Origin of the sequence: Vibrio sp. 5S239 (assembly GCF_041439575.1) — a bacterium.
Lineage (GTDB): Bacteria > Pseudomonadota > Gammaproteobacteria > Enterobacterales > Vibrionaceae > Vibrio > Vibrio kanaloae.
In genome coordinates, this window is the sequence record NZ_JBGOOM010000027.1 from 56,017 (window position 1) to 67,575 (window position 11,559).

Below are 11,559 nucleotides of genomic sequence, written 5' to 3' on the forward strand. Positions count from 1 at the left end.
ATGTCATATGTAGCTTTAAGCGGTCTGTCCGCTGCACAATTAGACCTGAATACAACCAGTAACAACATTGCGAACTCAAACACATTTGGCTTTAAAGAGTCTCGTGCCGAGTTTGGTGATGTTTATTCAAACTCGTTGTTCACTAACGCAAAAACGGCGGCAGGCGGCGGTGCGCAAGCTAGCCAAGTGGCGCAACAGTTCCATGAAGGTTCAAGTATTTATACGAATAACCCAATGGATTTGCGTATCAGTGGTACAGGTTTCTTTGCCGTATCGAAAGACCGCATGGTACCAGAGATCAATGAACTAACGCGTAATGGTGCATTTCACCTAAACAAAGACAACTACATGGTTACAGCTAATGATGAGTTTCTTTTGGGTTATGATGTCGATCCTAATTCGGGTGAAGTTCTTTCTTACGCGCCAAAGCCTCTCGACATTCCTGCTGAGTTTGGTAAGCCAAAACAGACAGAAAACATTGAAGTAGGGGTTAACCTGCCTGCAAATGGTGATCTTAAAGATCCGGCTGCATTTAACTTCGAAGATGCGGACACCTATAACCGTGCGACGTCTTCGACGGTATACGATTCTATGGGTCAGTCTTACAAGTTAACGACTTACTACCTCAAAGATCAGACTCAACCAAACACTTGGCAGACGTACTACACCATGTCAGATGAGAACGGCGAAAAGCCGGTGAACATTACAGGTGGTGATGCGACGAATGCACAAGGTCATATTGGCCACACCATGAAATTCAACAATGACGGTACGTTAGCAAGCCTTAACAATGGTCAGCCAATTAATTCTGAGCCATTAGGCGCTGGTGCGAACCCTGTTGATTTAAACGGTGCCGATCCAACGCAAGTACTTAAGTTCGGTCTCGATTCTTCAACTCAGTTTGCTGCACCGTTTGAATTGACTAAGTTTGATGAAGATGGCGCAACAACAGGTTTCTTAACCAAGATCGATTTCGATGAGTACGGCAGTGTTCTAGGTACTTACTCAAATGGTGAAAACGTGATGCTTGGCCGTGTAGGTCTGGTTCGTGTACCTAATGAGCAAGGTCTAGATAAGAAAGGCGGTACTCAGTGGGATTCTACTAACAACTCTGGTGATAAAATCTGGGGTGAATCGAATAAAGGTTCATTTGGTGGGATTAACAACGGCTCGCTAGAGCAATCGAATATCGACATGACACAAGAGTTAGTTGATTTGATTTCTGCTCAACGTAACTTCCAAGCGAACTCACGTTCTCTAGAAGTACACAACCAGCTACAACAGAATATTCTTCAGATTCGTTAATCGTTTCGAGCGTTTGAATCATCTGCAAATACCCAATTCAATGTTATTGAATTGGGTATTGTTGTTTGTCTTCTTATTTGCCGCTCCTATTGCCGCCCGGTAGTGCCACTGGCAACAATTCTTCCTGTATGCTCCTTTAATGATCACCCCTCTTTGTTCATTTTCTATTTAAATTATTGATAAATAACAGTTAAAAACATTGGCACAGTGTTTGCTTTGTAAGCTCTAGAAGATGATTTTTTGGAGCAAAATTATGGATCGCGCACTGTTTCTTGCCATGAGTGGCGCAAAGCAAAATATGCAGGCGTTGCAGCTACGTGCAAACAACCTTGCCAACGTAAGTACCACGGGTTTCCGTGCTGATTTAGCACAAGCTCGTTCAATGCAAGCGTATGGCGAAGGCATGCCTACTCGTGTTTTCAGCATGACAGAGCGCCCGGGTCATAATTTCGCGCAAGGTAGCGTGGTCACCACTGGCCGAGATCTAGACGTCACCATTCAAGGTGATGGTTGGATTTCAGTGATGGACAACACTGGCCGTGAAGGTTTAACACGTAACGGTAACCTACGGGTTGATCAAAACGGTTTGCTAACCAACGCAAGTGGCCATTTAGTGCTTGGTGAAAACGACGCACCAATCACGCTGCCAATCCCAATCAGTAAAGTAGAAATTGGTACAGACGGTACGATCTCAGTCATTCCTCAAGGCGCTCCAGCTGAAGAATTGGCCGTAGTTGATCGTATTAAACTTGTACGTCCAGATAACCAAAGTTTGTTTAAAGATACGAATGGTCTATTCCGTTCGAAAAACCCAGATCAGGCATACGAAGCGGATGCAGCGGTAACGTTGCTAAAAGGTGCTATCGAAGGCAGTAACGTAAATGCTGTCGGTGAAATGACCAGTTTGATTGACTTACAACGTCAGTTTGAAATGCAGGTCAAGATGATGAGTACGGCAGAGGAAATGGACAAGTCGTCTGATTCACTGCTTCGTATGAGCTAATAGAATTTAAAGGAATTTGCTATGCATCCAGCATTATGGGTAAGTAAAACAGGTTTAGACGCCCAACAAACCAATATCTCAACGATTTCGAACAACCTTGCCAACGCCTCGACCATTGGTTTTAAAAAGAGCCGCGCGGTATTTGAAGATCTGTTTTATCAGAACATCAACCAACCGGGTGGACAATCGTCTCAGAACACTGAGTTGCCAAGTGGTTTGATGTTGGGTGCTGGTTCTAAGGTAGTAGCAACTCAAAAAGTTCACACTCACGGTAATGCGCAAACGACATCAAACAGCCTAGATATGATGATTGAAGGCGACGGCTTCTTCCAAGTTGAAATGCCAGACGGTGAGACAGGTTATAGCCGTAATGGTCAGTTCACTCTGAACGGTGACGGCGCGATCGTTACATCAGGTCAAGGTTATGCTTTGCAACCAGAAATCGTGATTCCTGAAGATGCGATCTCGGTGACAGTAGGCAACGATGGTGAAGTTTCGGTTCGTCTGCGCGGTGAGCAAAACAACGTCGTAGTTGGCCAAATCACCATTACTGACTTCGTGAACCCCGGTGGTTTAGAGCCAGTCGGTCAAAACCTTTACTTGCCGACAGGTGCGAGTGGCGACCCACAAGAAGGTGTTCCGGGTTTTGATGGCTTGGGTAACATCCGCCAGTCGATGCTAGAAACATCGAACGTAAACGTAACCGAAGAGCTAGTGAATATGATCGAAGCTCAACGTGTTTACGAAATGAACTCGAAAGTTATCTCGTCGGTAGACAAGATGATGAGCTTTGTTAACCAACAGCTGTAATTGGTTATCTGTCGCTGACTTGTTTCGCACTCATTGACGTGTGTCACGACTTACTATTTACAACGGCCAACAATTTACAGCGGCCAACTAAGAGTATATCGCCATGAAACGTATTTTTTGTTTAGCTCTGTTTGTATCCATGACGGGCTGTAGCATGCTGGACCCAATTGAAACACCGGCAGAAGAAAACGCGACCACTGTGGTTGATGCGGTGGAAGGCGATAAGTCGACTCAAGAGAGTTCAGGCATTATCGATACGCTTCGTGGTCGAACCGATCCCGTTGCTGGTGACCCTGCATGGGCACCGATTAATCCAAAGCAAAAACCAGAACATTATGCAGCGGCAACGGGATCTTTGTTCAATGTTAACCATATTGGCAGCATGTATGATGATTCAAAACCTCGTGGTATTGGCGATATTATTACTGTGGCGTTAGATGAAAATACGCGAGCGACCAAAAAAGCCAATGCTGACATGTCTAAGTCGAACGACGCAACGATGGAACCTCTGGCTGTCGGTGGTCAAGAGTTAGCTATTGATAAGTACAATTTCTCTTACGATTTGAGTAACACCAATACCTTTGCCGGTGATGCATCAGCCAACCAAAGTAACAGCATCAGCGGCTACATTACCGTTGAAGTCATCGAAGTATTAGCCAATGGCAACCTAGTGGTTCGAGGTGAGAAGTGGATGACACTGAACACGGGCGATGAGTACATCCGCCTAAGCGGCACCATCCGCCCTGATGATATTGACTTCGAAAATACCATCGCTTCAAACCGGGTGTCTAACGCACGAATTCAGTACTCAGGGACCGGCGTACAAAAAGATATGCAAGAGCCTGGATTCTTGGCACGATTCTTTAATGTATCACTGTAGGGTTTGAGAGGGTGTCGACATACTGACAGCCTTTATCACTGAGCCATATTTAGCTAAGCTATTCTAAATTAAAGTAATACAGACAGGTTACTCAATGAAAAAACTAACGCTCGTACTATTCGGCATGCTATTTCTTGCCACCAGTGCCCATGCTGCGCGTATTAAAGACGTGGCAAAAGTGGCGGGTGTTCGTAGTAACCAACTTGTCGGTTATGGTCTGGTCACGGGTTTGCCGGGTACAGGTGAGACAACTCCCTTTACCGATCAAACGTTTAACGCGATGCTGCAAAATTTTGGCATCCAATTGCCGCCCGGCACTAAGCCAAAAACTAAAAACGTAGCGGCTGTTATTGTTACCGCTGAATTGCCAGCCTTCTCTAAGCAAGGTCAGGAAGTTGACGTAACGGTCTCTTCAATCGGTTCGGCAAAAAGCTTGCGTGGCGGTACCTTGCTACAAACCTTCCTAAAAGGTCTTGATGGTCAAGTTTATGCAGTAGCGCAAGGTAACTTGGTGGTAAGTGGCTTCAGTGCACAAGGTAACGACGGTTCAAAGCTTGTCGGTAACAATCCTAACGTTGGTATTATCTCTAGCGGTGCGACAGTTGAACAAGAGATCCCAACGCCATTTGGCCGTGGCGACTACATCACTTTTAATCTAATCCAATCCGATTTCACAACAGCTCAGCGTTTAGCTGATGCGGTTAATAATTTCCTAGGTCCACAAATGGCTTCAGCGGTAGACGCGACTTCAGTAAAAGTTCGCGCACCACGTGAAATCAGCCAACGTGTGGCGTTCTTATCGGCTATCGAAAACATCGAATTCGACCCTGCAGAAGGATCTGCAAAAATCATCGTTAACTCTCGTACTGGTACGATTGTGGTTGGTAAGCACGTTCGCTTAAAAGCGGCTGCGGTCACACACGGTGGTATGACGGTTGCAATCAAAGAAAACTTGAATGTGAGTCAGCCGAATGCATTTTCTGGCGGTCAAACAGTGGTAGTTCCTGATTCTGATATCGAAGTCACCGAAGCCGATGGAAAGATGTTTAAGTTTGAACCGGGTCTAACGCTGGATGATTTGGTTCGAGCCGTCAACGAAGTAGGCGCAGCGCCTTCTGATTTAATGGCAATTCTTCAAGCACTGAAACAAGCCGGTGCAATTGAAGGCCAATTGATCATTATCTAAGGAATAAAGCATGATTAAGAATAACAATGACATCGGCTTTATTCACGACATCGGTAGCTTAGACCGCCTTCGTCAACAAGCGGTAAATGGTGAAGAGGGCAGCGAAAAAGAAGCACTGACGGCTGCGGCAAAACAGTTTGAATCGATTTTTACCTCTATGTTGTTTAAGTCGATGCGCGACGCGAACTCAAGCTTTAAGTCGGATATGTTGAACAGCCAGAACGAACAGTTCTATCGTCAGATGCAAGACGACCAAATGGCGAGTGAATTGAGCGCTTCAGGTTCGCTAGGCCTAGCGGATATGATCGTGGCTCAATTAAGTGCTGGTCAAGCAAGCGATGCGGCAGAAGATAAGGTTCGTAGTGAAGGCTTTGATACTTCACTGCAAAGACCTCAGTACTCTGGCCGTTCAGAAGACAGAATATCTGAAGTTCAATCTGCTTCCGCTGTTAAACAACCCGTCTCTTTTGATTCTCCAGAATCGTTTGTTACCTCAATGAAGCCTTATGCTGAGAAAGCAGCAAGTGCGCTCGGTGTCGATTCATCGTTGCTATTAGCACAAGCCGCTCTTGAAACAGGTTGGGGTTCTAAAATGGTTAAAAACTCTTTGGGTAATAGTAATAACCTATTCAACATCAAAGCCGATAGAAGTTGGAAGGGCGATAAGGTTGCTACGCAAACTCTTGAGTTCCATGGTAAAACAGCAGTCAAAGAGTCAGCGTCTTTCCGTTCTTACTCAAACTTCGAAGACAGCTTTAATGACTATGTGAAGTTCTTGAATGAAAATCCAAGATACGAAACGGCATTGAAGCATCAAGGTAACTCAGAGAACTTCATCAAAGGTATCCACCAAGCGGGTTACGCAACTGACCCTAACTATGCCGATAAAGTATTGCGCGTTAAAGCGAAGATTGATGAGATGAATTAGCGCAATCAACTAGCATTGAGAGCTTGCCATTGGCAGGCTTTTTTCTTATCCGTCACCTCAAACCTTGCCACGTTGTCCATAGTTATCTCCTTACACTTCAATAAATTATTGTCTTTAACTCTCCGTTATTTCTATTGGCACATATATTGCTTGTTATCTTAGTAATATACGGTTGTAGTTAATCAGTTCATTCTGATTTTGTTAAGTTTTTTGGGGGCATTATGGCGTCGGATCTTCTGAATGTAGGGGCACAAAGTGTTCTTACTGCTCAGAGACAGCTAAACACCACAGGTCATAACATTTCTAACGCCAATACAGAGGGCTTTAGCCGCCAATCTGTAATTCAAGGTGTGAATGACCCGCGTCAGTACGGTGGCCAGTCCTATGGTATGGGTGTGCACGTGGAAAATGTTCGCCGCTCTTGGGATCAGTTTGCCGTTAAAGAACTTAACTTATCGACAACCAATGCCGCCAACAAAGGCGATACCGAAGCCAACCTCGACATGCTGTCGAGCATGTTGTCATCGGTCGCTTCAAAGAAGATCCCAGAAAACCTCAATGAATGGTTTGATTCGGTTAAGACACTCGCTGATACACCTAATGATGTAGGTGCGAGAAAAGTGGTGTTAGAAAAAGCCGAGCTGTTAAGCAAAACACTGAATGAATTTCATGAAACGGTGCGCCAACAATCTGATTCTACGAATAAAAAACTAGACATGGGTATAGAGCGAGTTAACCAACTCGCGATCGAGATTCGGGATGTTCAACGCTTAATGATGCGAACTCCTGGGCCTCATAATGACTTACGAGATCAGCATGAGAAACTGATTAATGAGCTGTCTGGGTACACCAAAGTAACGGTGACGCCACGCTCTAATGCTGAAGGTTTTAATGTCCATATCGGTAATGGCCATACCTTAGTTTCTGGTAGTGAAGCGAGCCAATTAAAAATGGTCGATGGCCTGCCAGATGTACATCAACGTCGCTTAGCGATTATTGAAGGAAAGTCTCTAAAACCGATCACTAGCAGTGATATCGATGGAAAAATCGGTGCCATGTTAGACATGCGAGATGACCACATTCCAGAAGTCATGGATGAACTGGGTCGTTTGGCGACGGCGTTTTCACACAAAGTAAATGAGTTGCAATCACAAGGTTTAGATCTTAATGGCAACGTGGGTAAAAACCTGTTCACCGATGTGAATTCTGAGCGGGTGGCAAAATCACGCGTGACGGCGAGCAGCCAGTCAAAGGCTGATGTTGCGGTTTATATAGATGACACCTCTGCTTTAAAAGGCGGAGAGTATGGCCTTAAGTATGATGGCAGTGACTATGTCGTGACCAAGCCTGACGGTGAAACGGTAAAAGTCAGTACTAATTCAAGTGGCAACGCTTTTAACCTTGATGGTATGCGAGTAGAAATTCGCACCCCTCCTGAGCTTGGAGAGAAATTGCTGTTGCGTCCAACTCGCAATTTTGCCGCACAGATTCAGATGGAAACCAAAGATCCAAAAGACATTACTGCGCAAAGTTATGAAGCATCGACCACGTTTGCCAAAGGCACGGCCGGTTTCAAAATTTTACAAGCGGGTCAACTGCGCGAGTTCGAAGTTATTGTGTCACCCAAGGGTGAGCAGTTTGCGGTGACGGATCCGAAAGGCAATATTTTAATGCAGCCGCAACCTTATCCGCCTGAAGGGCCGGTCACTATTAACGGCACCACGTTTGAGTTAACTTCGGGAGCGGTGGCAAACGATAAATTTACGGCAAACCTTGTCCCATCAGAAGGTGACAACGGTAATCTACGTAAGATGCAAAATCTACAAACCGGAAAAATTTTGAACGATGGTGAGTCTACGATTTTAGACCTTTACCATAACTTGAATACCAATATGGGGTTGAAGTCTTCAACGGCCAATCGCTTGAGTGATATTGCGACCTTAGAAAAACAGTCAGCTCAAGAGCGTATTGCTTCGGTATCCGGGGTCAATCTCGATGAAGAAGCAGCCAATATGATGAAATTCCAGCAAGCGTACATGGCTTCCTCACGCATCATGCAAGCTGCCAATGATACGTTTAACACTATTTTGGCTCTGAGATAGGAAGTGTAAATGTTGAATCGTATTTCTAGCTTCCATAACTATCAGTCAGTACAAAATGACTTGCGCCGCCAAGAGAACAAGGTACATCACAACCAAGCGCAACTCGCTTCTGGTAAGAAGTTACAGTCACCAAGTGATGACCCGTTGGCGACCCACTATCTACAAAATATTGGTCAGCAATCTGAGCAACTGAAACAATATGTTGATGCTATTACGTTGGTTCGAAATCGTTTAGAGCATCATGAAGTTATGATGTCTAACTCGGAAGGGTTTGCTGATGAAGCCAAACGAACCGTAATGGAAATGATCAACGGCGCGCTTTCACCGGAAGACCGTTTAGCTAAGCAGCGTGAAATTGAAGAACTGGCGAATAACTTTTTGTACTTGGCCAACTCTCAAGATGAGTCGGGTAACTATACATTTGCGGGCACTAAGCCGAAGAACCAGCCTTTCTTTCGAGATAACGAAGGGAACGTGACGTATCAAGGTGATGATTACCAACGCAAGATGCGTGTGGCAAGTAGCTTTGAGATGGCAATGAATGATCCGGGCAGCAAGTTATTTATGGAAATAGATAACCCGTTTGGTGATTACGAGCCCCAATATGAGCTTGAGCCTGCCTCTGAGTTATTACTCGAGCGTGCGACTAACAGCGCTGAAGATGGTTCTACCTATAAAGTGACTTTCGTCGACATGCAGACGGGTAAGTTCGCTTATCAACTTGAAAAAGATGGCGCAGTGGTTGCGGCAGAAGATTTTGATCCTTCGACAGGCATTGTTTACGAAGGGCTGAATATTCAAATCAAAGGCCAGATCACTAAGGGGGACTCAATCACCTTAGAGCCGAGAGAGACATTCTCTATTTTTGATACGTTCAAAGAGGCGGCAGAGCAAGCAGAACATCCGGTTTCAGATGCGTCGGCGACCGCGAAACTGCATCAAGTGACCGAAGAGTTCCATGCTGCGTTTATTCATTTGACGAAGGCAAGAACCGATGTCGGTGCGCGTTTGAATACCTTGGATATTCAAGAACAACAACATGAAGATTTTAAGTTGTCTTTAGCAAAAGCAAAAAGCAACTTTGAAGATTTGGATTATTCGAAAGCAATCATTGAATTCAATGAAAACTCTCGGGCACTGCAAGCTTCTCAACAAGCGTTTGGCAAAACCAAAGACCTGACCTTGTTTAACTATATTTAATAATTAATCGGTATTTAGTGGTGACTTGTCGATCACCATGGCGTTGATTCCTTGCCGTATGTGCTATGCCATACGTGCGAATGACGACATAGTTTGCCGCTTTTTTGTACGAAGTCTGATGTTTCTAGAATAGCGGCAAAAAACGGCAATAAGGAAGGTGAATGTTTTTACCTTCTAATAGTAGAAAATCATAGTTGCGCAGTGTTGTTTGTAAGTTTTTGATTTTTAGATAATTAAAAAATTATTCATATGAGATTAAACTTGGCATACAACTTGTATCTGTGTTGGTTATAAATGATTAATACAGATCTTAAACCTTGTATAGGGTTTATCGAGTAATACACGGTCAGTGCTTATCCATATGAGAGTAAAGCTGGCCGCTTCGCAGAAAGTTTGCGGACTCATAAGGAGAGCAAAATGGCTATTAATGTAAGTACTAACGTATCTGCTATGACAGCACAGCGTTACCTGAATAAAGCGTCGAATGACTTAGCGACTTCAATGGAGCGTTTGTCATCGGGTCACAAGATCAACAGCGCAAAAGATGATGCAGCGGGTTTGCAAATTTCGAACCGCTTAACAGCTCAATCTCGTGGTCTTGATGTCGCAATGCGTAATGCCAATGACGGTATTTCGATCGCTCAAACCGCTGAAGGTGCGATGAACGAATCAACCAACGTACTACAACGTATGCGTGATTTGGCGATTCAATCATCAAACGGTACCAACTCGCCGGCAGAGCGTACTGCACTGAATGAAGAGTCAATGGCACTTCAAGATGAGCTTAACCGTATCGCTGAAACAACCTCTTTTGGTGGCCGCCGCCTATTGAACGGTTCATTTGGTGAAGCCTCATTCCAGATCGGTGCTAGCTCCGGTGAAGCCATGATCATGGGGTTAACGAGTATCCGTGCTGATGACTTCCGCATGGGGGGCACTACATTTGATTCTGAAAACGCTAAAGATAAGAACTGGGAAGTGCCTGCACAAGCTCGCGACCTTAAGTTCGAATTCAAGACTAAAGCGGGCGAAGACATCATTTTAGATATCAATACCAAAGCGGGTGATGATATAGAAGAGCTAGCGACTTACATTAATGGTCAGTCTGATTTAGTGAACGCATCGGTGACTGATGAAGGCCGTTTGCAACTATTCGTTGCTGAACCTGATCTCGAAGGTGCAATGTCGATCTCTGGTGGTCTAGCTTCTGAGCTAGGTATTAAGAGCGAAGGTCGTCCTACATCAGTGCAAGACGTTAGCTTAACTAGTGTTGCAGGCTCACAGAACGCGATCAGCGTGATTGACTCTGCAATGAAGTACGTAGATTCACAGCGTGCTGATTTAGGTGCGAAACAGAACCGTCTAAGCCACAGTATTAATAACTTGGCAAACGTACAAGAGAACGTAGACGCTTCTAACAGCCGAATCAAAGATACGGACTTTGCGAAAGAGACGACGCAAATGACCAAATCACAAATTCTGCAACAAGCAGGTACTTCGATACTTGCTCAAGCAAAACAGTTGCCTAACTCTGCAATGTCACTATTGCAATAGTTATTGGTTGAACTTGCTGCTCGTGTTCAGACGTGAGCCATGCAGCAAGGGAAACTGGCAAGCATACTTACTATTGAATGTTTAGCTCTCTCATCTCTCACCTGCTATACATTTTTACAGTAAGAATGCAACGGCAAGTCGGAAATGTGTTCATTTCTCGATGATCTCCACACAGGCTCTGACGCGCCAACTAGCCCCGGTTCTCTCAAAGGAAAAGGGGCTTTTTCCTTTCTGCCTCTTGGGCTCCCACTAGCTTCTTTGCCTATTCTGTTATCGGTCGACTTTATGTCTAATCATTCGTCTGGATCTCCAGATTCACGCCAGTATGAAATGTTAGGTGATGGAGCATTTCTATGCGTTGATTCATTTGAAGAACGTTTTGTATGTTTTATGAACATATTGAAATCTTTTGTTCGTCGATATTAGTGGTTATTTTAGAAAAACATAAAAAATAAAATGCTGAAAAATAAAGACTTATTATTTTGTTTGTAGTTTTTCAAAAGTTTTTCTAAAGCTTCGTGTTTTCGAGCCGTTATTAAAAGTAACTTTGAGAGAACTACTTGGTTTTCCGAGACGTCGGAAACCGCTATA

The 11,559-nt window shown here is 44.4% G+C and carries 9 protein-coding genes; all 9 read left to right on the forward strand.

What is annotated here, in order from left to right; genetic code table 11:
- The 9 genes from flgE to ACED48_RS17800 all read left to right on the forward strand — a co-directional run bounded on the left by flgE (position 1) and on the right by ACED48_RS17800 (position 10,968).
- Positions 1-1,305 carry a flagellar hook protein FlgE gene (gene flgE / locus ACED48_RS17760; protein ID WP_017056854.1) on the forward strand — a complete coding sequence of 435 codons (1,305 nt, stop codon included), beginning with the start codon at positions 1-3 and terminating at the stop codon, positions 1,303-1,305.
- 253 nt (positions 1,306-1,558) lie between these two features.
- Positions 1,559-2,308 (forward strand): flagellar basal-body rod protein FlgF, encoded by a 750-nt coding sequence (gene flgF / locus ACED48_RS17765; protein ID WP_017056855.1) that lies wholly within the window; start codon positions 1,559-1,561, stop codon positions 2,306-2,308.
- A gap of 21 nt (positions 2,309-2,329) precedes the next feature.
- Positions 2,330-3,118: a flagellar basal-body rod protein FlgG gene (gene flgG / locus ACED48_RS17770; protein ID WP_004736180.1), complete on the forward strand. Its 789-nt coding sequence runs from the start codon at positions 2,330-2,332 to the stop codon at positions 3,116-3,118.
- A 103-nt stretch (positions 3,119-3,221) separates the two neighbouring features.
- Positions 3,222-3,998 carry a flagellar basal body L-ring protein FlgH gene (gene flgH / locus ACED48_RS17775; RefSeq protein ID WP_017056856.1) on the forward strand — a complete coding sequence of 259 codons (777 nt, stop codon included), beginning with the start codon at positions 3,222-3,224 and terminating at the stop codon, positions 3,996-3,998.
- A 94-nt stretch (positions 3,999-4,092) separates the two neighbouring features.
- Entirely contained in the window at positions 4,093-5,184 is a 1,092-nt protein-coding gene (locus ACED48_RS17780; RefSeq protein WP_017056857.1) for a flagellar basal body P-ring protein FlgI, read from the forward strand.
- A gap of 10 nt (positions 5,185-5,194) precedes the next feature.
- Complete coding sequence (gene flgJ, locus ACED48_RS17785) at positions 5,195-6,112, forward strand: flagellar assembly peptidoglycan hydrolase FlgJ (protein WP_017056858.1); 918 nt, start codon at positions 5,195-5,197, stop codon at positions 6,110-6,112.
- A 221-nt stretch (positions 6,113-6,333) separates the two neighbouring features.
- Complete coding sequence (gene flgK / locus ACED48_RS17790) at positions 6,334-8,214, forward strand: flagellar hook-associated protein FlgK (RefSeq protein WP_017056859.1); 1,881 nt, start codon at positions 6,334-6,336, stop codon at positions 8,212-8,214.
- 9 nt (positions 8,215-8,223) lie between these two features.
- A complete protein-coding gene (gene flgL, locus ACED48_RS17795) occupies positions 8,224-9,414 on the forward strand; it encodes a flagellar hook-associated protein FlgL (RefSeq protein WP_017056860.1) in 1,191 nt (396 codons plus the stop codon).
- 417 nt (positions 9,415-9,831) lie between these two features.
- Entirely contained in the window at positions 9,832-10,968 is a 1,137-nt protein-coding gene (locus ACED48_RS17800; RefSeq protein ID WP_017056861.1) for a flagellin, read from the forward strand.
- Positions 10,969-11,559 lie beyond the last annotated feature (591 nt).

What these genes read in the sequence shown, in the direction of transcription:
- flgE (WP_017056854.1), top strand. Translation starts at nt 1, where the DNA reads ATGTCATATGTAGCTTTAAGCGGTCTGTCCGCTGCACAATTAGACCTG.
- flgF (WP_017056855.1), top strand. Translation starts at nt 1,559, where the DNA reads ATGGATCGCGCACTGTTTCTTGCCATGAGTGGCGCAAAGCAAAATATG.
- flgG (WP_004736180.1), top strand. Translation starts at nt 2,330, where the DNA reads ATGCATCCAGCATTATGGGTAAGTAAAACAGGTTTAGACGCCCAACAA.
- flgH (WP_017056856.1), top strand. Translation starts at nt 3,222, where the DNA reads ATGAAACGTATTTTTTGTTTAGCTCTGTTTGTATCCATGACGGGCTGT.
- ACED48_RS17780 (WP_017056857.1), top strand. Translation starts at nt 4,093, where the DNA reads ATGAAAAAACTAACGCTCGTACTATTCGGCATGCTATTTCTTGCCACC.
- flgJ (WP_017056858.1), top strand. Translation starts at nt 5,195, where the DNA reads ATGATTAAGAATAACAATGACATCGGCTTTATTCACGACATCGGTAGC.
- flgK (WP_017056859.1), top strand. Translation starts at nt 6,334, where the DNA reads ATGGCGTCGGATCTTCTGAATGTAGGGGCACAAAGTGTTCTTACTGCT.
- flgL (WP_017056860.1), top strand. Translation starts at nt 8,224, where the DNA reads ATGTTGAATCGTATTTCTAGCTTCCATAACTATCAGTCAGTACAAAAT.
- ACED48_RS17800 (WP_017056861.1), top strand. Translation starts at nt 9,832, where the DNA reads ATGGCTATTAATGTAAGTACTAACGTATCTGCTATGACAGCACAGCGT.